The sequence below is a fragment of the Myxococcus sp. MISCRS1 genome (genome assembly GCF_026626605.1).
Classification (GTDB): Bacteria; Myxococcota; Myxococcia; order Myxococcales; family Myxococcaceae; genus Myxococcus; species Myxococcus fulvus.
Genome location: NZ_JAPNKB010000001.1, coordinates 5038760 through 5060707, shown reverse-complemented (window position 1 = coordinate 5060707; position 21948 = coordinate 5038760). Strand labels below are relative to the sequence as shown.

Sequence of the window (21948 nt, the reverse complement as noted above, 5' to 3'; positions counted from 1 at the left end):
CGGCACGACCTCGAGGTGTCAGGGGCGCGGCTTAGAGCGCGCCGGAGATGACGCCACCCAGCCGCTTCATGCCCTCGGTGATGAGCTCGGGCGGGCGGTTGGAGTAGTTGAGGCGGATGAACTCCGAGCGCGGGTCGCTGGCGAAGAACGGGCTGCCCGGCACGAAGGCCACCTTCTGGTCGATGGCGCGCGGCAGGAGCGTGTCCCCGCTCAGGCCGGGCGGCAGCCGGGCCCACAGGAACATGCCGCCCTCCGGGTGCGTCCAGCTGGTGCCCTGGGGCATGTAGGCCTTGAGCGCGTCCAGCATGGCGTTGGCGCGCTGGCCGTACACGGGCGTGAGCGCGTCCAGGTGCGCGTAGTAGTCGAAGTCCTTGAGCAGCCGGGACACCGCGCGCTGGGCGAGGGTGGCGGTGTGCAGGTCCGTGGACTGCTTGGCGATGGTGAGGCTGCGCACGAAGTCGCGCGGGCCCGCCACCCAGCCGATGCGCAGGCCGGGGGCCAGCGTCTTGGAGAACGTGCCCAGCGAGACGACGACGCCCTGGTCATCGAACGCGGCCAGGGACGGCAGGTGCTCGCCGCGGAAGCGCAGCTCGCCGTACGGGTCGTCCTCGAGGATGAGGAAGCGGTGCTGCTGGGCCAACTCCACCAGCTTCTTGCGGCGCTCCAGCGCCAGGGTGGTGCCCTTGGGGTTCTGGAAGTTGGCGACGATGTAGAGCAGCTTGGGCTTGCACGTGGCCAGCACCCGCTCCAGGTCATCCATGCGCATGCCCTGGTCGTCGCTCTCCACGGTGGCGAACTTCGCCTCGTAGCCGCCGAAGGTCTGCAGCGCGGCCAGGTAGCTGGGGTTCTCCACGATGACCAAATCGCCCGGGTCCAGCAGCACCTTGGCGACCAGGTCGATGCCCTGCTGCGAGCCGTTGGTGATGAGGACCTGGTTGGCCTCGCAGACGCGGCCCTTCCTGCCCAGGTGGCCGGCAATCCACTCACGCAGGGGGCCGAAGCCCTCGGTGGTGCTGTACTGGAGGGCGGCGGGGCCCTCGTCGGCCATGACCTGGGCGTGCGCCTGGGCGATGGCCTGGACGGGGAACAGCTCCGGGGCGGGCAGGCCGCCGGCGAAGGACAGGATGTCCGGCCGCTCGGCCACCTTGAGGATTTCGCGCACCGCGGACGTCTTGATGCGCGACATGCGTTGGGCGAGTCGCCAGACCGGCGGCGGGGGAAGGGGTGCGCTCATGGCATCGGCGCTCATCTTTCACTCTCCTTTGGCGAGCTCGGGAGGCACGCGGACGTGCGTGTCCTCCTTGATGGACGACAGGACGATGACGGTCTGCGTGCGGGTGACGCCGGCGATGGTGCGCAGCGTCTCCACGAGGAGCGAATCGAGCGTCCGCGTGTTGGCCGACTTGACCTTCAACAGATACGAGTCCTGCCCGGCGACGCGGTGGCACTCCAGCACGTCGGGCAGCGCGAGGACCTTCTTGGCGAAGCCCTCGAAGTACTTCGGATGTTCGATGCTCACACCGATGAAGGCGGTGATGTCCTTGCCCAGCTTCGTCGCGTCCACGCGCGCCGCGTAGCCGGTGATGACGCCCCGCTCCTCCAGCTTGCGGATGCGCTCGGCCACCGCGGGCTGCGACAGCCCCACCGCGCGCGACAGCTCCAGCTGCGTCGCGCGGCCATCGCGCTGCAGCAGGTCCACCAGGCGGAAGTCGAGCTCATCCATGGGCATTGGCGGGTCTGACCTTATTTTTATAAGTGCTTCGAGGTTTCGACAGCTAAATTAAATTTGGCGTGCAAAATAAGCAAGTGGTGTGGAAGTGCAAGGGTGAACGACGTGGGAGGTCGTCCGGCTGTCCGTTCGCTCACGGGCAGTCGGGGCCCCACGGGCTCGATTGCACGCGTGGTGCCGGGGAGCGGACAGGTGTGCGGCGCGGGGGAAAGGGAAGCGCGGTCGCCACGGTGGGCGCGGGCGTGACCCGCGCGGGCGAAGCGGAGGGCCTGCGCCGTCTCAGAATGGTGCGCCGCCGGTCTGCACCTGCAGTGCCTGGCTGTTGATGGCGGTGAGGAGCCGACGCAGGGCCTCGGTGCGCTGGTCCGGCGTCATGTCGGCGAGCGCGGCGCGGAAGGCCTGGGCATCGTCGCTCGTCCAGCGCCGGACGCGGAGCGCGGCGTCGACGAGCCGTTCGCCTTCCTGCGCGGCAGCGAGGTTCTCGGCGGAGGCCGGGACGCTGGCCTCGGGGGTGAGGGCCTGGCGCGAGTCGGGTGAAGGGGCGGTCCGAGCCAGCAGCGTGTCGAGCACCGCGCGCTGGCTCGCGAGTTCACGGAGGACCCGCTCATTCACGTCCGGAGAGGGTGAGGATGCGCGCGCCAGGAGCGTGTCGAGCACCGCGCGTTGGTTCGCGAGCTCGTGGAGGACCTGCTCGTTCGTATCCGGGGCGGTCTGGCGTCCGGCGAGGAACGCGGTGGCGCAAGCGCCCAGCAGGAGGAGGGGCTTCGACAGAGGTGTCATCGCGGAGGGCGGCCCATGAGGATGCACGCGAAGGGGGCGCGCATCCCCACGGGCCTTCGGGCTTACGGCTGCTTGGGCGCGCCATGCGACGCGTTCGTCACGTGGAGGGACGTACAGGAGGTCCACGCGTCCCAGTTGAAGACGAGGTAGGAGTCGGTCGTGATGGAGCGCGCGGTCGCCACCAGGTCCGCGTTGGTCGACGAACAGCCGCCGTAGTTGCCGGCCGAATCCATCGCGAAGCAGCCGAGGGTGGGCGCGCTCCCCACGTACGTGGTGATGGAGCAGCCGATGAACTGCCGGGTGTCCGCGCTGTTTCGCGCGTCGCCCATCGAGCCCGAGGCGTTCATCGCGGACAGGTTGACGAGGACGGTGTTGGTGCTCTTGGCGCCTGCCCAGGCCGCCGTCCCGATGAGGGCCGTGATGCCGATTCCCACGAGCTTCGCGGTGTACTTCGTCATGGATGTCTCTCCTGGAGGAAACGGGATGTCTCTCCGGGCGGCAGGATGGCGTTCACGGTCCGTGAAGGCAAACATCGCGAGACGCGGGGTTCGTGAGACACCCCGGGTCTGGATTGCGTCGCCCGCGGCTCACCGCGGGATTGCCAGGGATTGAGAGCGAAGCCGTGTCGGGTGTATCGCCGAGGACTCACGGCTCTTCCGTTTCGAGAAGATGAGGCGCGCGAGGCTCAGGACGGAGCGCCATGGGTGCGCAGCTCGAGGGTGTTGGAGTTGAGGGTGGTGACGAGTCTGCGGACGACCTCGTCTTGCTGTGATGCGGTCAGGCGGTTCAGCGTGCGGCGCAGGGCGCTGGCGTCCTCGTCTGTCCAGCGTCGGGAGGCGATGGCGTTGTCGATGACCTTGTGACCCTCCTGGAGGGAGGCGAGCGCCTGCGCGGAGGTCTCTGTCGGAGGTGTCTTGGCCGGACTTCGGGCCGTGTCGGCGTCTGCTCCACGAGCGCCGCTCGCATCGCCTCGGCTTTTGGATGGACACCGCCGTGGAACGTCGGACTGCTTTGCTATTGCGTCCCGAATCTCGCGAAGTCATGTGCACGGGGGCTGGATGAGCGCGCATCGCTTCATCGTGTGGGTGTTGGCGCTGACCTTGATGGGCTGTTCGAGCACGCGGGTCGTCCGACTGGACTCAGGCCAGGGCGTGCCAGAGGTCCATGTGCCCTTCGAGGAAGAGGACGCGGGGCCGGTGGAGTTGGACGACGATGAGTTCGAAGAGGCCCTGGTGGTGCTCGCCCGGGACGTGAAGCCCTTCGAGCACCCGTTGAGAGAGGCCCGCGAGCGCTTCGGTGTGCCGGAGCGAAGTGGTGTGTACGAGTACCAGCCTCAGGGCCCCAGGCTCGTCCCGCGCGGGGACGCGGAGGTCGGAGGACTCCGGTTGCTGGAGACGTACGCCGATGACGCGCTGACACGGGACTACGGGCGCTGGTGCGAGCGCAAGTCGCAGCCTGGAGACTGTCTGCGCCTGCTGGAAGAGGGACCGTTGCTGGGGAGTGACGGCCGGTATTCGTTGGCGCTGGCCATCGCGATGGACGCGGTGTGGGGGGAGACGGCGGAGGCGCTGGAGGATGCGACGGACCCCCAGGCGTTGCTGGCGACAGTGACGGCGTCGGTGAGCATGTACTTGCTCTTGTGGGCGCTGCCCGAGCCCGTGTCCAAGGGGCTGGCGGCGCTGCTGACGGCGACAGCGATTGCGTACCTGGGCGTGGACACGGTGTGGCGGGTGCTGGATGGGTGGGTGGTGTTGGTTCGCGAGGCGGACCGGGCTCGGAGCTTCGAGGAGCTCAGCGCGGCGGGAGAGGCGTACGGCGAGGTGCTCGGGGAGAACGCGGCGCGGGTCTTCGTGATGCTGGCGACGGCGGCGATTGGAAGCACGGCGGGGTTGGCGGCGAAGGCGTCAGGGCTGCCGGGCTCGGCGCAGGCGGCGGTCGCGGTGGAGTCGCAGGCGGGCTATCGGTACATGGCGGTGGGAAGCGTGCGCTCGGTGGCGATGTCGGCCGAGGGCTTCACGGTGGCGCTGGCGCCTCATGCGGTCGCCATGGCGAGCGGGCGCACCGAGAAGCACCACCTCGCGACGAACAAGAACAGCAAGTCCGCCGCGCGCGGAGGGCCTTGGACCCCGAGGTTCGAGAGACTCTTCAAGCGGGCTGGGATGAAGCTGAAGGACCCCGAGAACATCGTGCGCGTCGATGGGCACAAGGGGCCTCATCCAGAGGCATACCACCAACGCATCCTGGATCGTTTGCGCGAGGCGCTCGGTGACTGCCGCCGGGTGGATGAGTGTCGCGCAGTGCTGACGCGCTCGCTCAAGCAACTGGGCGACGAAGTGGCGACGAAGGGGACGGAGCTCAACATCCTCGTCACTCGGGGCGGATAGCCGCTAGAAACGACGTCATGCCAAGTCGCTATTTCAGGCTGGATGAGGACGTCCGAGCTGGATACTGGTACCTGGGCGACATCGAAAGCGCCCCGGGCCAGGAGGTGGACGACCCCTGGATGTTCATGGCGGGGCAACCCATCCAGGTCCAGGGGCCTCTCTGGGTGTCCATCGATGCGCCAGGAAAGCCGCTGGACTTCTGCCTCGCGGGCGTGGGGGTTGTCCCCATCCTCCACGTGAGGCTGGCGACCCTCTTCATGGAGATGGCTCCCGACGACGTGCAGACCTTCCCCGTGAGCATCAAGGGCCAGCCGGACCAGTACGTCATCCTGGTGGCCACGAAGGTCATCCACTGCATCGACGAGCAGGCGTCCAAGGTGCAGTTCTGGGACCCCAAGCACGCGCCGCCCGGGAAGGAAGGGAAGTACTTCGCGGTGGACGACATGCGCATCGACACATCGAAGGTGGGCGACGCCAAGGTCTTCCGCACCAAGGGTTGGCGCACCGCCCTCATCGTCTCCCAGGACCTCAAGCAGGCCCTGGAGCGCCTGAAGCCCAATGGCGCGAAGTTCACCCCCGTGTAACCCCGCCCCTCACTCCACCACGGCATCCCGAGGCAGCTGCCGCACCGTGTGCCCCTTCTTCTGCAAGAGCGCCACGATGCCCTCCGCGCCCACCACGTGCCCCGCGCCCACCACCACCAGGTGCACGCGCGGCTCACCCAGGAGCCCCTCCAGCCGGTCCGCCATCTGGACGTTGCGCTCGAAGAACACGCGCTCGTACACCGGCCGGTAGGTCTCATCCTTCGCCCCCTCCAGCAGCAGCCCCGCCATCCCCTCCGCGTCACCCGCCTGCCACGCCGACGTGAGCGCCTCGACAATCTCCCCCGGCCCCTGCTCCCGCCGCAGCTGGTCCCTCAACATCAAGTCCTGCAACGACTCCGGCGTGCCCGCGAGCATCCGCAGCTGCCCGTCCGCCGTCTCCAGCTCCACCACCTGCTTCTTCACCCCGTGCGCCTTGTCCAGGAACGCCCGGTCCACGCCGTGCCCCTGCTTGTAGCCCGCCGCCTCGAACTCCAGGTTGTTGAGCACCAGCCCCGCAAGCCACGGCCGCAGCCGCTCCAACCCCTTCACTTCCACCCCCAGCCGCGTCGCCGCTCTCCCCAACAGCTCCCGCGTCGCCGGGTCCAGCCGCTGCGTCAGGCGCTGCCCCTCCGGCAACATCCCCAGCTCACGCACCAGCTTCCCCATCGCGGCCGCGTCCGTCCTCGTCGTGTCCACCTCCACCGCGAGCACCTCCGCCTTGCCGAACGCCGCGTCCATCGACGCAGGCAACGCGAGCGCCCCCGGCTTCCCCATGTGGATGGACCCCACCAGGTACGCGGTGCCTCCCCCTGTCCCCTTCACCTCCCAGAGGAACGCCTTCCCCGTGTCCACCGGGGTGTACTTCCGCGCGGCGGGAGTCGACGCGCAGCCCGCGCCGAGCAGCACGACCAACAGCAAGGACCACGGCAGGGACGACGCGCGCTTCATGGTGTGGGCTTCCCCCAGATGGTCCACCCATCGAACCACCCGGGCACGCACTGCGTCGAGGAACAACGTCCCCGGGGCCTGGGGACGCCCGCGCTGCCTCGAACGGCTTCCGGAGTACGCTTCCTCACAGAAGACACGAGGTCTTCCGGTGACGCCCTGCGTCGCCCACAGTCCATGACGCGCGGAGCCATTCTCCGCGCTTTGACAACCCCATTGAGCGGGTGCTACCGCTAGGTGAAACATGAATCGGCCTTCAACTTCTCCAGACCGCTCCGGACCCGTGACACCGCGAGGTCAGCGGACGCGTGCGAAGCTGCTGAAGGCCGCCGAGTCGGTCTTCGGGGAGAAGGGCTACGAGCGCGCCTCCATCGCGGACATCACGCGCAAGGGCGGCGTGGCGCTCGGCACGTTCTACGTCTACTTCCCGGACAAGCAGTCCATCTTCGTCGAGGTGGTGGACGACCTGGGCACGCGCCTGCGCCGGCTCATCGCGGACTCCACCTCCAAGTGCGACAACCGCATCGACGTGGAGCGCGAGGGCCTGCGCACCTTCTTCCAGTTCGTGCGCCAGCACCCCAACCTCTACCGCGTGGTGCGCCAGGCCGAGTTCGTCGACGCCGACTGCTACCGCCGCTACTACGACCGCTTCGCCAAGGGCTACGTCACCGGGCTGTCGCGCGCCATGGAGGAGGGCGAGGTGCGCCGCATGGACCCGGAGGCGCTCGCCTACTGCCTGATGGGCATCGGTGACTTCCTGGGCATGCGCTGGGTGCTGTGGGAGGAGGACCCGGGCCTGGAGCGCGTGCTCGACACCGCCATGGGCCTCATCCGCCACGGCCTGGACTCCCGCCCCGCGCCGCCCCCGGGCCGCAACACGCTCAAGCCCTCCAAGCCCGCCGCCAAGGCCGCGCCCTCCCGCGCCGCCCCCACCAAGACCGCGAAGAAGAACACCCTGCGTCCCGCGCGCCGTCCGGCGCGGAGCGCCCGGAGCTGACGAAAGCACATGCGATACGCGCAGATCCTCTCCACCGGCCGTTACGTCCCCGAGAAGGTCCTCACCAACGCGGACGTCGAGAAGATTCTCGGCGAGCCCGTGGACGAGTGGCTCCAGCAGAACGTGGGCATCAAGCAGCGCCACGTCATGGCGGACTCCCAGGCCACCAGTGATTTGTGCGTCGCCGCCGCCCGGCAGGCCCTGGAGCGCTCCGGGACGAAGCCCGAGGAGCTGGACCTCATCATCGTCGCCACCGACACGCCCGACTACCTGAGCCCCGCCACGTCCTCCGTGGTGCAGGCCAAGCTGGGCGCCCCCAACGCCGGCACCTACGACCTCAACTGCGCGTGCGCGGGCTGGGTGACGGCGCTGGACGTGGGCTCGAAGACGATTGCGGCGGATGACAGCTACCGGCGCATCCTCGTCGTCGGCGCGTACGGCATGACGCGCTACGTGAACTGGAAGGACAAGAAGACCTGCACCCTGTTCGCGGACGGCGCGGGCGCGGTGGTGCTGGGCGCGGGCGACAAGCCCGGCTTCATGGGCGCGAAGCTGCTCGCCAACGGCGAGTACCACGACGCGCTCGGCATCTACACCGGCGGCACGAACCGCCCCGCCACCGCGGAGACCCTGCCCCTCACCGGCGGCAAGCCCGCCGTGCAGTTCGTGCGCAAGTTCCCCTCCACCTTCAACACCGAGCGCTGGCCCATGCTGCTGGACCAGCTGCTCAAGCGGCAGGACCAGACGCTGGACGACGTGAAGCTCTTCGTCTTCACCCAGCTCAACCTGCGCACCATCGAAGCCACCATGAAGGTGCTCAACCAGCCCATGGCCAAGGCGCACTACACGATGGACAAGTGGGGCTACACGGGCTCGGCCTGCATCCCCATGACGCTGGATGACGCGGTGGTGCAGGGGAAGGTGAAGACGGGGGACCTGGTGGCCTTCTGTGCCAGCGGCGGTGGGCTCGCCATGGCCTCCGCCCTCTACCGCTGGACGGCCTGAACCTTGGAGGCGCGCATGTTCATCGGAGACTGGATGGGGCGGGGCGCCCTGTACTGGCCCGAGCACGTCGCGGTGGTGGACACGGCCAAGGGCGACGCCGGCCGCTTCACCTACCGCACCCTGAACGCGCGCGCCGAGGCGCTCGGCGGCTGGCTGCGCGACGTCGCCGGGGTGAAGCCCGGGGACCGCGTGGGCCTGGTCGCCCACAACGGCGTCGAGTACCTGGATGCCCTCTTCGCCTGCGGCAAGCTGGGCGCCATCTTCGTCCCCTACAACTGGCGTCTGCACGCCGCCGAGCTGACCGACCTGGTCCGCTCCATCCGCCCGCGCGTGCTGCTCTTCGGCGACGACTTCCGCGACGCCGTGGCCCAGGTGCGCGAGAGCGTGGGGGACTCGCTCTGCCTCGTGGCGCTGGAGGCCCAGGGCCTGCCCGGCGCCGCCCCGTATGCGCAGGTGCTCGCGCACCGCCCCACCGCGCCCGTGCGCAACGACGCCGTGTCCGAGGAGGACACGCTGTGCCTGCTGTTCACCGGCGGGACGACGGGGCGCTCCAAGGGCGCGTGCGTCAGCTACCGCATGGTGGCGTGGAACACGCTCAACACGCTGGTGCACGAGGTGCGCCCCGGCGACGTCACGGTGACGCACACGCCCATGTTCCACACGGGCGGGCTGCTCGTGTACACGCTGCCTTTGCTCACCGCGGGCGGCACCGTGGTCATCATGCGCCGCTGGGAGCCGGAGGAGCTGCTCGCGCTGATTCCCCGCGAGAAGGTGTCGCTGTTCTTCGCGGTGCCCACGCAGTACCAGCAGCTCCTCGACTCGCCGCGCTTCCAGTCGACGGACTTCTCGTCGGTGCGCTTCATGACCAGCGGCGGGGCGGCGCTGCCGGTGCCGCTCATCCAGGCGTGGCAGGCGGTGCACGCGGTGCCCTTCAAGCAGGGCTTCGGGATGACCGAGTTCGGCCCGGGAATCTTCAGCATGGGGCCCGAGTTCGCGGTGTCCAAGGCGGGCTCCATCGGCCGCCCCAACTACTTCATCGCCGCGAAGCTGGTGGACGACGACGGCCGCGAGGTGCCGACGGGCGACGTGGGCGAGCTGGTCCTGAAGGGCCCCTCCATGTGCTCGGGCTACTTCGAGGACGAGGCCGCCACGCGCGAGGCCATCGACGCCGATGGCTGGTTCCACACCGGCGACCTCGCGCGCCAGGACGCGGACGGCTTCTTCACCATCGCCGGCCGCAAGAAGGACATGTTCATCTCCGGCGGGGAGAACGTGTACCCGCTGGAGCTGGAGTCCGTGCTGTACGAGCACGCGGCCGTGCAGCAGTGCTCGGTCATCGGCGTGCCGGACGCGAAGTGGGGCGAGGTGGGGCGCGCCTTCGTGGTGCTCAAGCCCGGCGTGGACTGCACGGGTGATGCGCTGCTCGAGCACCTGCGCGGCAAGGTGGCGCGCTTCAAGGTGCCCAAGCGGGTGGTGCTGGTGGAGCGCCTGCCGGTGTCCGCGGCGGGGAAGATTCTCAAGCGCGAGCTTCGCGAGGCGGCCATCGCCGCCGACGCCGAGGGGCGATGACGCCCACCGGCTCCGACGCACCGCGCTGAAACACTGTCTGGGCGGGCATGTCTGGGGTTGGCCCTGCATGCCTGTCGTCTGTCGTGACACCCCGGCGGTGACGCCGGAACGAAGGGAGCACCACATGAAGAAGAAGCTGCTGTCCGCGGTCATGGTTTGCGCGCTGGGCTTCGTCGGCTGCGGAGATGACGACGGCGACCCCACCCCGACTCCCCAGGCCCCCAAGCTCGACAGCTCCGCCAACATCCTCGCGTTCCTCGAGGGCAAGTCGATGATCATGGAGGGGGCCAACATCCCCAGCCACCCCAACGGCTTCAGCGAAGATGTCGACTACGGCGCGGCGTCCCAGTGCTACCAGAGCGTCACCATGTCGGTGGCCGGTGGCAACTTCAAGGTCGACAGCATCCGGGCACCATCGCCAACAACGTCTGTGACCACAACGCGCCGAAGAACCCGCTCTCCTTCACGTCCAACACCGTCCTCATCGAGAACGTGGCGGCCGACGGGAGCTGCTTCGACGTGACGTTCTCCTTCCCGGGCGGCCTGGTGCAGGAGGGCCGCGGCGGCTTCACCGCGGACCAGAAGACGCTCAAGCTGGAGCTGTACTTCAAGAACCAGGCGACGGGCAGCCGCTGCGCCAACGGCGCGGTGGGCACGTCCAGCTCCGTGACGCTCAACGGCCAGCCCTTCACGGGCAACGCCGTGCAGACGTACTCCATCCGCTAGCCCGCCTCACCTCGTGCCGGAGGGAGGGTGCGCTCCCGCCCTCCCTTCCGGACGGAGGTCCGGACGCGGGTGCTCGTCGCCCGCGTCCTCGGGGAGCCTGGCCGTACCTGAGCCATCGACAGTGGTGACATCCGAGCCCGGTGTACCGGGAGCGCCCCGCCGTGCGGGGCCGAGGTGGATATGACGGGAAGTGGGTTCGAGGCACGCGAGACGCTGCGGCGCAACGCGAGGATGCTCGCGGCGCTGGGCCTCGTGGGACTGGCGACGCCGGCCGCCGCGCAGAGCACCCCGGTGCCGGGGCTGTACGCCGAATGGCAGGAGGAGAAGAGCCGCGAGGAGGACGCCGAGCCTCGTGAGTTCAACCTCATCAACTACTTCTTCACCCGCGTCTCGATGACGAACCAGATTGGTGACCCGGCCGGCCTGCGTGGCGTGGCGCTGGGTCCCATCGGCTCGCCCGTGGGCAGCGCGGTGAGCACGCAGTCCGGCCGCTCGGCGTACTTCATCGAGCAGCGCTGGATTCCGGTCATCGAGTACAGCCCGTTCTTCGTCGACGGGCTGGCGTCGTTCCGCGCGCAGTTCGAGGTGGACTTCCTCTGGGGGCGCTCGGCCAACACCATTGGCCAGAACGAGGGCGGCGGCTTCAACGCCGACCAGGTGAACATCCAGACCAAGAACGTCAACGTCGCCATCTACCCGACGCGCAACCCCAACCAGCTCACGCTGCTGGTGGGCACCCAGCCCGTCTACGACAGCGCCTATGACCCGACGCGCACGCCGCTGTCGGACCTCACGCGCACCGGCTACAAGCTGGCCTTCCTGGGCAGCGACGCGACGGGCCTGTCCATCTTCAGCGGCCTGAAGGGCAACGCGCGCCTGAGCCTGTTCCCGCTGGGCAGCGCGCAGGCGGACCGCGCCACTCGCAACGACCCGCGCCTGAAGTACATCTGGCTGGCGATGGCGGACTACGTCTACCCGGTGCGCCCCAACACCAACGTGGGCGTGTCCGCGTGGGCGCTGAACGACGACACCAAGGGTGACGCGTACGCCTTCGAGGGCCTGGTGAAGAGCGGCCCGTCGTCCACGGGCCTGCCGGGCTTCACCGGCACGGCGCGCTTCAACATCAACCGTCCCACCGGCACCGTCTTCTGGGCGGGCGCGCACTTCAACCACAACATCGACTTCCGCAACGGCCGGCTCGGGGCCTCCGGCTTCGTGATGTACAACGGCGGCAAGTACAAGAGCGACGACCCGGAGAACTCGCCCATCGACGAGCTGAGCATCTCCGGCGTGTCCGCCAACCTGGAGGTCATGTACCAGTGGGGCCGCGGCCCCGGCGACGTCGTCACGCTGGAGGGCATGTTCTCCACCGGTGACTCCAACCTGGAGGACGACAAGTACACGGGCGCCTTCACGCTGAACCAGTACGGCCTGCCGGGCGCGGTGTGGTTCAACCACAAGATGCTCATCCTGTTCCCGTTCACCAGCACGGTGAACAACTACACGGGCGCGGTGACGGACATCTCCAACCAGGGCTACGGCCTGCGCGCGGGCATCGCCTCGGCGTCGTGGGACATCGTGCCCAACAAGCTCAACCTCAAGGTGGCCACGGGCCTGGCCAACTCGGGCGCGGACCCGACGCCCTGGGTGGCGGAGGTGCGGCGCGGCCGGTTCATCGGCGCGGAGGTCAACGCGGAGCTGCGCTACCACATCCGCTACCTGATGACCGTGGGCCTCCACGGCGGCTACCTCTTCCGCGGCAGCTTCTACGACGGCGCGGCCACCGTGCGCAGCGACCCGTGGGCGGCCTTCACCACCTTCACCTGGTACGCGTTCTGACCATGAGCTCCTCCCGCGCTTTCACCGCGTTGCTCCTCGCGGCGGGGCTGTCCTCCGCCGGTTGCGTGCGCTCGTATGCTGGCGAGTCCGCGCTGTCCTTCCAGGACCTCGACTACTCCACGGCCGGCACCCAGCAGGCCTGGCCCGTGCACCGCGTCGCCCTGCCGGACGTCACCGCCCGGTATGGCCTGGCCAGCCCGCTCCATGTCTCGTACGTGGACCTGCCCGCGCCCTCGCCCGAGGCGAAGACGGTCATCTTCGTGCACGGCCTGGGCTCGTATCTGAAGTTCTGGCAGGCGCAGCTGGACGTGTTCCACGCGAAGGGCTACCGCGTCGTCGCGGTGGACCTGCCGGGGTACGGCAAGTCCGACAAGCCGGCCACGTTCCCGTACACCACCGAAGCCATGGCGGACGCGGTGGCGGAGCTGGCGCGGGTGCTGGGCGTGGAGAAGCCCATCCTCGCGGGACACTCGATGGGCGGGCAGACGTCGCTGTCGTACGCGCTGCGCTACCCGGACGCGCTGGAGGCGCTGGTGCTGGTGTCTCCGGCCGGGTTCGAGAAGTTCTCCTGGAAGGAGAAGCAGTGGTTCCGCCGGGTGATGAGCTCGGACTTCATCAAGGCGGCGCCGGAGGCGGGCATCTGGGGCAGCGTGCGTCAGGGCAACTTCATGCACTGGCGGCCGGAGCTGGAATGGCTCATCCAGGACCGCGTGCGGCTGGCGAAGTCGCCGGAGTTCGACGCGTACGCGTACGCCAACGTCCGCACGGTGCGGGGCCTGGCGAACAACGACTTCGTGCGCGACAACCTGCACCGCGTCTCGGTGCCCACGCTCATCGTCTACGGCACGGATGACCGGCTGATTCCCAACCCGTTCCTGCACGGCGGCGAGGCGCGCGAAATCATGGAGTACGGCGCGTCCCGCATCCCCGGCGCGGCGCTGGCGCCGATGAAGGGCTGCGGGCACACGGTGCAGCTGGACTGCCCGGAGCCCGTCAACGAGGTGTTGCTCGCGTTCCTGGCGGACCCCGCGGCGGCGAAGCCGTTCGTGGAGAGGACGAAGCCCGAGGACAAGGCGCCCAAGCCGAGCGAGCCCGCGCCCGTGCCCGGCGCGCCGGAGACGCAGCCTTCGCCGACGCCCGCGCAGAACGATGCGCCCGCGCCGTCGGACGGGCTGCGGCCGTAAGGTGAGGCACGGCCTCGCGCCGAGAGGTTGACCGGCCTCGGCGCGAGGGTGCGCACGGCGCCCTCCGGAGGATGCGACGACGCCCTCCGTGGAGACGCGCGGCGGGAGGGCCGCCAGCGCCGGAAGGTCGGAGGTGGTGAAGACGAGCGGCGCGCTACCGGGTGTGGACATAGGGGACCCGGGTCGTGAGCGCGCGGCAAGGCTCGAAGCGGGGAGGTGACCTCCGACTGGGAAGAGGTCCCCCGCGACGAGATGCCGCGTTCGCGCTGGAAGCGGGTGGGGCGGCCTCATCCTGAAACCTGGATGAGGCCGCCCGGGACTTCGCGCGCCTTCGCGAGGCGGATGCCAGCTCACGTCCACTCCCCCACGGCGTGGATGGATGCTGGCTCACGCTCCCGACGGCGGGCGCGCCAAGGTTCTCACATCAAGGGACTCCCACGAGGTGGGCCCGAGGGGTCGGGCCCGTGCTCCCGGCGACGTCTCAGGTGACGACGCGCCGGGAGACGAGAGCGGGGTGTGGCTACGGGACGACGTGGTTGCGCACCATGCTGTACTGCACCGCGCCGGTCAGGTCCTTCGAGTTGTAGTGCCCGTAGGGATAGGCCGAGTACACCTTCTCACCCTGCTGCCCGGGGATGCGCGAGGTGTAGTCGCCGTACACGATGCCGCCGTAGCCGATGATTTCGTCGGCCGTGGAGTAGATGCTGTAGCGGTACGCGCCCTCGTAGCCGCTCGTGGCGCGCAGGTTGTCCAGGAACGTGGAGCGCCCGTACACCACGCCGAAGTACAGGTAGCCCGGGTACAGGCCGTTGGTGGAGCCGCACGTCGGCGTGGTGGGGCCCGTCTGGTAGCAGGACGTCAGGCCCAGGTTCGCGCCGGCGATGCCGACGAACGTGTCGACGGAGTTCGTCAGCGGCGCGCCGACGTTGTACGCGCCCCCGTTGGCGGAGTCGTTCGCGGTGCCGCCGAGGATGGCCTTGCGTGCGAGCGTCACGCCCATCGAGTGGGAGATGATGTCCACCTTCGACGCGCCGGTGTACGCCTTCACCGCCTCGATGAAGCGGCGCACCCGCATGATGTTCGGCTTCGAGTGGTACTGCACGGCGGTCTGCATGATGTCCGCCGGGCCCCACGTCAGCGCGTACAGCTCGCTCGTCTTGTAGCCATTGGCCAGGAAGTAATCGAGCGACGCGCTCCACCCCGACTGGCCCGCGGTGCCGGTGCCCACCGCCTTGTCGGAGTTGCCGTGGATGAAGATGACCGGCGTGTTCACCACGGTGTCGGTGCTGCTGGCCCTGCCGCCGTAGCTGCCGCCGGCCAGCTCGTACCGCGCGAAGTTGTCGTCCTTGTAGCCGTTGGCCAGGAGCCACTGCTGGAAGTGCGGCGTGATGCCCGCGGTGGATGCCGCGGACTCGGTGGCGCCGAGCTGCTCGGTGATGGGCGCTTCGGGCGTGACGGGCTCCTCGAGCCCCTCGCCGCAGCCGGTGAGGGCTCCGACGAAGAGGGGGGCCATGAGGAACAGCGAATGCCGCAATCGCATGGTGGACTCCTTCGGTTGTGGGGGATGCAAACGCGCTCGGACCGAGACATGTCTTCGAGCGCGAGACGCAGTGTAGAGACATCTCACGCGAGCGTCGTCATCCGAGTGGACGCGCGCGCACGTTGTCGCGCTGCGTCGCGTGATAGTCATCGGGACATGCGCGCACGCAAGGTGGTCATCCCGAAGGCCGGTGGTTACGAGCAGCTCCGCGTCGAAAACCTGAATCAGGTTTCACCTGGGAGCGGGGAGGTGAGGGTGGCCACCCAGGCCATCGGGGTGAACTATGCGGACTGCGTCATCCGCATGGGCCTGTACGCCTCCGCGAAGGAGTATGTGGGGTGGCCGATTACCCCCGGCTTCGAGTTCGCCGGCACGGTGGACGCGGTGGGCGAGGGCGTGACGGACCTGGCACCCGGCGACCGCGTCTTCGGCGTGACGCGGTTCGGCGGGTACGCCACGCACGTGGTGGTGCCCCGGCACCAGGTGTTCTCGCTGCCGTCGAAGCTGACGATGGAGCAGGCGGCGGGGTTTCCCGCGGTGTTCCTGACGGCGTACTACGCGCTGTTCGAGCTGGCGCACCCGAGGCCGGGAATGAATGTGCTGGTGCACTCGGCGGCGGGCGGGGTGGGCAGCGCGTTGTTGCAGCTGGGGCGCATCGCCGGGTGCCGGATGGTGGGCGTGGTGGGCGGCACGCACAAGGTGGAGGCGGCGCGGGCGCTGGGCGCGGACGTGGTCATCGACAAGAGCCGTGAGGATTTGTGGAAGGCCGCGGAGGCGGCGTCACCCAAGGGCTACGAGGTGGTGCTGGACGCGAACGGGCCGTCGACGCTGAAGGACAGCTACCGGCACCTGGCGTCGCCGGGGAAGCTGGTCATCTACGGGTTCCACTCGATGCTGCCGCGCACGGGCGGCAAGCCGAACTACGCGAAGCTCGCGTGGGATTGGCTGCGCACGCCGCGCTTCGACCCGCTGACGCTGACGAACGACAACACGAGCGTGCTCGCGTTCAACCTGTCGTACCTGTTCGAGCAGCGCTTCGTGCTGGAGGAGAGCATGGCGCGGCTGCTCGCGTGGGTGGAGGAGGGGAAGGTGGTGTCGCCGAAGGTGACGACCTTCAAGCTGGATGACGTGGCCCAGGCGCACCAGGCGCTGGAGTCCGGCACGACGGTGGGCAAGCTGGTGCTGGTGCCGTGAGCGGCGGGCTTCAGTCGCCGGTGCCCTGGCTCCCGCGCTTGGGAGGGAAGGGCCCCAGGGGAAGCAGCTTCGCGGACAGGCGGGTGACGTCGCTGTCCCCCTGCCCCGGGGAGGCATTGCGCCGGGCGTCTGGCGTTGTGAGGCCAAGGGTCTGGAATCGGACGGAGGTGTGAGGACCGGGATGACGCTTCTGGAATGAGGGGCATCCGGAGGGGGCGGCTCGCGTCGCTCGTAGGATGTCGGAAGCAGGCCGGCAGTCCCTCTTCGCTCGAGCCTCCTGTGTCGCCGGCCCCAACCCCGGGGGCTGACATGGTGAAGCGTATCGTGAGTGCTGTTGTCACGCTGTGGTGCGCGGGCGCGTCGACGTCGTGCCAGAGTCGGGACCACGAGGTCGTTGAGATTCCCGTGGACCTGTCACCCGGGCCCGCCATCCAGGACCGGGCGGACTGGGAGCCGGTGCCGCTGGCCGCGTGCAAGCTGAAGCCTGGAATGGAGCGGCTCCCGGCCTGTGGAACCGTGGAGTCCTTCGACCTGTCGGGCTGCGACCTCCAGAGCCTCAAGGGGCTGAAGCGCACGGGCAACTACAACATGCGCTTCCATGGCGTGGACATCGCGACGGATGACTCGTGGCAGTTCATCGGGGTCGACGACTTCTCACGCTGGGCGCCGAGCCCAGGGAACGACCATCCGCTGTACAACGTCGACCCGGATACCTTTCCAGACGGGACGCCCTACCACTTCGCCATGGTGGGCTGCACGGCGCCGACGGGGGACCACGTGACCGGCTGCATGGCGACCTGCACCGAGAGCGACGCGCCGCAGCTCTACACCTGGGAGGCCCGACGGATTCAGTGGCTCCCTGGAGAGGCGGAGTCCTCCGGAGGGCTGGAGCTCGTCGGCGAGGCGGGCGGGCACAGCGGGCGGGCCGTGGATGTCTATGTCACGAAGGAGCACGCCTATGTCGTCTCCATCGACGACTACTTCCTCGGGGCCGGCGCGCTCCAGGTCTACGACGTGAAGGACCGCAAGGCGCCTCGCCTGGTGAAGTTCATCCAGTTCCCCGAGGACTCCTACTGGAACGGTGTGTGGGCGAAAGGGGATGCGCTCTACGTCGCCAGCGGAGACCGGGGCGTGCTGGTGTTCGACATCACCGACCCAGCGAACCCACGGTTCCTGCGCGACCTGTCCGGAGGGGCGCGCGCCGACGTGCACACCCTCTTCGTGGACGGCGACCGGCTCTACTCCGTGGTGCTCAGTCCCGGTGGGGAGGTGCACATCCACGACGTGAAGAATCCGCGCGAGCCGGTGCTGCTCGGCCGCTACCGCGACTCGACCGTGAGGGTGGTCCCTGGCTCCTATCCGCATGACGCCACGTCCCTGAACCATCGCCTCTTCGTCAGTCACATGCGCGGAGGGTTGATCATCCTCGACGCCGCGGACCCGGCGAACGTGAAGCGGCTGGGCGCGTACACGTACCCACGCGCCACGAGCCATGCCTCGCGCGTGGCGTACTTCAACAACAACCTCATCGCCTTCGAGGGGGGAGAAGACTGGGGTGGCCACCTGCGTGTGCTCAACCTCAATGACCCGGCGAACCCCACGCTCATCGGCGAGTACCAGCTCCCCGGTTGGGCCTCCATCCACAACATGGAACTCAAGGGCTCACGGCTCTACCTCGCCCACTATCAGCACGGCGTGCGCGTGCTGGATGTCTCCAAGCCTCGGGCGCTCCGGCAGTTGGGCCACTTCCACACGATGCGGGAGTCGGACCCGAACCGGGGGCTGAACTTCTGGGACGGCGCCATCGGCATCCGGCTCCCGGGTGATGGCTACGTCTACGTCGTCGACACGACGCGCGGGCTGCTCATCTTCCCGGAGATTTGAGCGGGAGGGGTGCTCGGCTACCGTGCGGGCCATGCCCATCGTCCACGACTGGCTGGCCCGACGCGCGGCCCTGGACCCCGACCACCTCGCCCTCGTCGACGCCACCCAGGGCGGACGTCGCACCTCGTATCGTGAGTGGGACGCCCGTGCCTCGCGCACCGCCGCGTACCTGCACCACGTGCTCGGTGTCCGGAGAGGCGAGCGCGTCGCGGTGCTCGCCCACAACCGCGTCGAGACGCTGGACCTGCTCTTCGCCTGCGCGAAGCTGGGCGCCATCCTCCAGCCGCTCAACTGGCGCCTCAGCGCGCCGGAGCTCTCCGGCATCCTCATCGACGGGGAGCCGGCCGTGCTCGTGTATGGCTCGGAGCTGCGGGCCCAGGCCCTCGCCGTGCGCGAGGATGCGCCCTTCGTGCGCCACTGGCTCACCTTCGACGCGCCGGGCGCGGACGAGCGGCACTTCGTTTCCGAGCGGGACGCGGCCCCCGAGTCTCCGCTGCCCTCGCTGGAGTTTGAGGCCGAGGCGCCGTGGGTGCTCTGCTACACGGGCGGCAGCACCGGCGTGCCCAAGGCCGCGGTGCTCACCCATGGCTCCATCGCCGCGAACGCCGTCAACACGGTGGTGAGCTGGGGGCTCACGTCCGACGACGTGGCCGTGCTCAACGCGCCGCTGTTCCACACGGGAGGACTCAATGTCTTCACGCTGCCCCTGGTGTACGTGGGCGGCGCGTCCGTGGTGTGCAAGGGCTTCGAGGTGGAGCAGGTGTTCGACCTCATCGAGCGCCGCGAGGTGAGCCTCTTCTTCGGCGTGCCCACCATGTTCATCGAGCTGCAGCGTCACGCGCGCTTCGAGGCGATGGACTTCTCCCGCCTCAAGCTCGTCGTCAGCGGCGGCGCGCCGTGTCCGCCGCCCGTGTTCGAGCGCTTCTTCGCCAAGGGCGTGGCCTTCAAGACGGGCTACGGCCTCACGGAGGCGGGGCCCAACAACTTCTGGCTCCCGCCCGCGGACGTGCGCCGCAAGCCGGGCTTCGTCGGCGTGCCGCTGTTCCAGGTGGAGGCCCGCATCGACGGCGAGCGTCAGCCCGGGGACGTGGGAGAGTTGCTGCTGCGCGGGCCTCACGTGTGCGCCGGTTACTGGCGGCGTCCCGAGGAGACCGCGCGCACCATCGTCGATGGCTGGCTGCACACCGGCGACCTGGCCCTGCGCGACGCGGAGGGCTGCTTCAGAATCGTCGGCCGCCACAAGGACCTCATCATCTCCGGCGGCGAGAACATCTACCCCGCCGAGGTGGAGAGCGTGCTCGCCGGACACCCCGACGTCGCCGAGGTCGCCGTCATTGGCGTGCCTGACGCGAAGTGGGGCGAGACACCGCGCGCGCTCGTCGTGCCTCGCGCCGGGACGACGCCCACCGCCGAGTCCCTGCTGTCGTTCTGCGAGGGACGACTGGCGCGCTACAAGACACCGCGCTCCGTGCGCTTCGTCGATGCGCTGCCGCGCACCTCCGCTGGCAAGGTGGACCGTCGCGCGCTGTCCGCCTCGCATGGTCAGCCCTGAGCGAGCGCCCATCGCCTGACGCGTCTTGCCTCCGTCTCGGGCGAGCACCCATCGTCTGACGCGTCTTGCCTCCGCCTCGTGCAGGCGCCCGACCTCTGACGCGTCTTGCGTCCGCCTTGTGTGAGCGCCCTTCGTCTGACGCGTCCTGCGCCCGCTTCGTGCGGGCGCCCACTCCATGACGCGTTTTGCCCGATGCATCCGGACCGCGGGCCTGCTCCCGAGTCGCGCGCTGGATGTGTGGGCAGACGTCTCAACGGGGCGCCGACCCTCTGAATTATTCCACTGAGTGGAGAAACATGGCCGCTCGGCAGTTCCGTCCAACCTGCGTGGTGTCCGGGACTTTATTCTCCGTCCGTCAAAAGTGTAGTGATTTTCTGTGAGTACTTGAATTGATTGACTCGGGTCACAAATCCCGCTTCCGATGGTCCGCGAGGCGTCGTGGACGCAGGTGTCCGCGTGCGCCGGTCCCCCGTTCAGAAAGGAAGCCCCCGATGAACCGAAGACTGCATGCGCTCCGGACCGCGACGGCGTTGTTCACCACCCTGACCCTCCCTGGCGCCGCGCTCGCCGCGAGCGAGGACGTCTCTCCCGAGGTGCTCACCGCGATGCAGCGGGACCTGGGGCTCACCGCCGAGCAGGCACGTCAACGACTGGAGACGGAGGCGCTCACGGCGCGCGCGGAGCAGACGCTGAGGAGCGAGCTGGGTGCGTCCTTCGGCGGCGCGTGGCTGAACGAGGCGGGAGACCGGCTCGTCGTCGGCGTCACCACCGCCGCGGGAGAGCAGGCGGCGCGGCGCGCGGGCGCGGAGCCTCGCTGGGTGACGCGCACGGAGAGGGAGCTGGACGCGCTCAAGGAGGCGCTGGACCGGGGCGCCGACGTGGCCAGCAAGGACATCCATGGCTGGTACGTGGACCTGCCCACCAACAGCGTGGTGGTGCTCGCCCGGGACGCGGCGGTGGTGAACGCGGAGCGCTTCGTCGCGGAGAGCGGCGCGGCCGACAGCGCCGTGCGTGTGGTCATCTCCCAGGAGAAGCCCCGCCCCTTCTACGACCTGCGCGGCGGTGACGCGTATTACATCAACGGCAACACGCGCTGCTCCATCGGCTTCCCCGTGGCCGGAGGCTTCGTCACCGCGGGCCACTGCGGCGGGGTGAACTCCTCCACCCAGGGCCACAACGGCGCGGGCCAGGGCACGGTGCGCGGCTCCTCCTTCCCGAACAACGACTACGCCTGGGTGCAGGTCAACGGCAACTGGGCCTCGCAGCCGTGGGTCTACAACTACGCGGGCGGCAACGTCATCGTCGCGGGCTCCGCGGAGGCGGGCATCAACGCGTCCGTGTGTCGCTCCGGCTCCACCACCGGCTGGCGCTGCGGCGTCATCCAGGCGAAGAACGTCACCGTCAACTACGACGTCGGCCCCGTGTACGGGCTCACGCGCAGCAACGCGTGCGCGGCGGGCGGCGACTCGGGCGGCTCGTTCATCTCCGGCAACCAGGCGCAGGGCGTGACGTCGGGCGGCTCGGGCGACTGCTCCACCGGCGGCACCACGTACTTCCAGCCGGTGAACGAGATCCTCTCCGTCTACGGCCTGTCGCTCACCACCAACGGCGGCGGGGGCCGTGAAATCGTCGGGCTCGCGGGCAAGTGCATCGACGTGGACCACTCCAACACGGCCAACGGCACGGCCATCCAGCTGTGGGACTGCAACGGCTCCAACGCGCAGAAGTGGACCTTCCACGGCGACGGGACGCTGCGCGCCTTCGGCAAGTGCATGGACGTGACGTGGGGCTCCACGGCCAACGGCGCGCTCATCCAGCTCCACGACTGCACGGGCAACCCCGCGCAGCAGTTCGTCTTGAGCGGCGCCGGGGACCTGGTCAACCCGCAGGCCAACAAGTGCGTGGACGTGTCGGAGTGGAACACCAACAACGGCACGCGGCTGCAAATCTGGGAGTGCGCCGGCACCGCGAACCAGAAGTGGTACCTGCGCTGACCTGTGCGCCGGGCTGGACGGGGCGGCGGATGCCCGTCCGGC

The 21948-nt window shown here is 69.1% G+C and carries 19 protein-coding genes; 13 read left to right on the top strand and 6 right to left on the bottom strand.

What is annotated here, in order from left to right:
- Nucleotides 1-31: 31 nt before the first annotated feature.
- The 4 genes from OWM54_RS19985 to OWM54_RS19970 all read right to left on the bottom strand — a co-directional run bounded on the left by OWM54_RS19985 (nt 32) and on the right by OWM54_RS19970 (nt 2967).
- Nucleotides 32-1249 (bottom strand): PLP-dependent aminotransferase family protein, encoded by a 1218-nt coding sequence (locus OWM54_RS19985; RefSeq protein WP_267698510.1) that lies wholly within the window; start codon nt 1247-1249, stop codon nt 32-34.
- Between the two features lie 3 nt (nt 1250-1252).
- Nucleotides 1253-1729, bottom strand: coding sequence for an Lrp/AsnC family transcriptional regulator (locus OWM54_RS19980; RefSeq protein WP_082164907.1), 477 nt, complete (start codon nt 1727-1729; stop codon nt 1253-1255).
- Between the two features lie 279 nt (nt 1730-2008).
- Nucleotides 2009-2509, bottom strand: a complete 501-nt coding sequence (locus tag OWM54_RS19975) for a hypothetical protein (protein WP_223751968.1) — start codon at nt 2507-2509, stop codon at nt 2009-2011.
- Between the two features lie 62 nt (nt 2510-2571).
- Nucleotides 2572-2967, bottom strand: a complete 396-nt coding sequence (locus OWM54_RS19970) for a hypothetical protein (RefSeq protein WP_223751967.1) — start codon at nt 2965-2967, stop codon at nt 2572-2574.
- Nucleotides 2968-3567: 600 nt separating this feature from the next.
- Here OWM54_RS19970 and OWM54_RS19965 point away from each other — a divergent pair.
- Nucleotides 3568-4893: an AHH domain-containing protein gene (locus tag OWM54_RS19965; RefSeq protein ID WP_267698509.1), complete on the top strand. Its 1326-nt coding sequence runs from the start codon at nt 3568-3570 to the stop codon at nt 4891-4893.
- A gap of 17 nt (nt 4894-4910) precedes the next feature.
- Nucleotides 4911-5477 (top strand): imm11 family protein, encoded by a 567-nt coding sequence (locus tag OWM54_RS19960; RefSeq protein WP_141330985.1) that lies wholly within the window; start codon nt 4911-4913, stop codon nt 5475-5477.
- Between the two features lie 9 nt (nt 5478-5486).
- Here OWM54_RS19960 and OWM54_RS19955 read toward each other — a convergent pair whose 3' ends face one another.
- A complete protein-coding gene (locus tag OWM54_RS19955; protein ID WP_267698508.1) occupies nt 5487-6425 on the bottom strand; it encodes a TraB/GumN family protein in 939 nt (312 codons plus the stop codon).
- Between the two features lie 241 nt (nt 6426-6666).
- Here OWM54_RS19955 and OWM54_RS19950 point away from each other — a divergent pair, with 241 nt between their 5' ends.
- The 7 genes from OWM54_RS19950 (at nt 6667) to OWM54_RS19920 (ending at nt 13742) form a co-directional block, all read left to right on the top strand.
- Nucleotides 6667-7419 carry a TetR/AcrR family transcriptional regulator gene (locus tag OWM54_RS19950; RefSeq protein ID WP_267698507.1) on the top strand — a complete coding sequence of 251 codons (753 nt, stop codon included), beginning with the start codon at nt 6667-6669 and terminating at the stop codon, nt 7417-7419.
- A 9-nt stretch (nt 7420-7428) separates the two neighbouring features.
- The gene (locus tag OWM54_RS19945; RefSeq protein ID WP_223751964.1) at nt 7429-8424 is read left to right on the top strand and encodes a 3-oxoacyl-ACP synthase III family protein; all 996 of its coding nucleotides are present in this window, start codon (nt 7429-7431) and stop codon (nt 8422-8424) included.
- Nucleotides 8425-8439: 15 nt separating this feature from the next.
- A complete protein-coding gene (locus tag OWM54_RS19940; RefSeq protein WP_267698506.1) occupies nt 8440-9993 on the top strand; it encodes a class I adenylate-forming enzyme family protein in 1554 nt (517 codons plus the stop codon).
- A 124-nt stretch (nt 9994-10117) separates the two neighbouring features.
- On the top strand, nt 10118-10516 hold the full coding sequence (locus tag OWM54_RS19935; protein WP_267698505.1) for a hypothetical protein: 399 nt from the start codon (nt 10118-10120) through the stop codon (nt 10514-10516).
- Nucleotides 10513-10719, top strand: coding sequence for a hypothetical protein (locus tag OWM54_RS19930; RefSeq protein ID WP_267698504.1), 207 nt, complete (start codon nt 10513-10515; stop codon nt 10717-10719). The genes OWM54_RS19935 and OWM54_RS19930 overlap by 4 nt, the downstream gene beginning before the upstream one ends.
- A 180-nt stretch (nt 10720-10899) precedes the next feature.
- Nucleotides 10900-12558 (top strand): hypothetical protein, encoded by a 1659-nt coding sequence (locus OWM54_RS19925; RefSeq protein WP_267698503.1) that lies wholly within the window; start codon nt 10900-10902, stop codon nt 12556-12558.
- Nucleotides 12559-12560: 2 nt separating this feature from the next.
- Nucleotides 12561-13742, top strand: coding sequence for an alpha/beta fold hydrolase (locus OWM54_RS19920; protein ID WP_267698502.1), 1182 nt, complete (start codon nt 12561-12563; stop codon nt 13740-13742).
- A gap of 520 nt (nt 13743-14262) precedes the next feature.
- Here OWM54_RS19920 and OWM54_RS19915 read toward each other — a convergent pair.
- A complete protein-coding gene (locus OWM54_RS19915) occupies nt 14263-15282 on the bottom strand; it encodes a lipase (RefSeq protein WP_267698501.1) in 1020 nt (339 codons plus the stop codon).
- A gap of 156 nt (nt 15283-15438) precedes the next feature.
- On the opposite strand from OWM54_RS19915, the gene OWM54_RS19910 reads away from it, so the two are divergent.
- The 4 genes from OWM54_RS19910 (at nt 15439) to OWM54_RS19895 (ending at nt 21906) form a co-directional block, all read left to right on the top strand.
- Complete coding sequence (locus OWM54_RS19910) at nt 15439-16476, top strand: synaptic vesicle VAT-1 family membrane protein (RefSeq protein ID WP_267698500.1); 1038 nt, start codon at nt 15439-15441, stop codon at nt 16474-16476.
- A 324-nt stretch (nt 16477-16800) separates the two neighbouring features.
- Entirely contained in the window at nt 16801-18360 is a 1560-nt protein-coding gene (locus OWM54_RS19905) for an LVIVD repeat-containing protein (RefSeq protein ID WP_267698499.1), read from the top strand.
- 31 nt (nt 18361-18391) lie between these two features.
- Complete coding sequence (locus OWM54_RS19900) at nt 18392-19912, top strand: acyl-CoA synthetase (RefSeq protein WP_267701151.1); 1521 nt, start codon at nt 18392-18394, stop codon at nt 19910-19912.
- 491 nt (nt 19913-20403) lie between these two features.
- The gene (locus OWM54_RS19895; protein WP_223782120.1) at nt 20404-21906 is read left to right on the top strand and encodes a ricin-type beta-trefoil lectin domain protein; all 1503 of its coding nucleotides are present in this window, start codon (nt 20404-20406) and stop codon (nt 21904-21906) included.
- Nucleotides 21907-21948 lie beyond the last annotated feature (42 nt).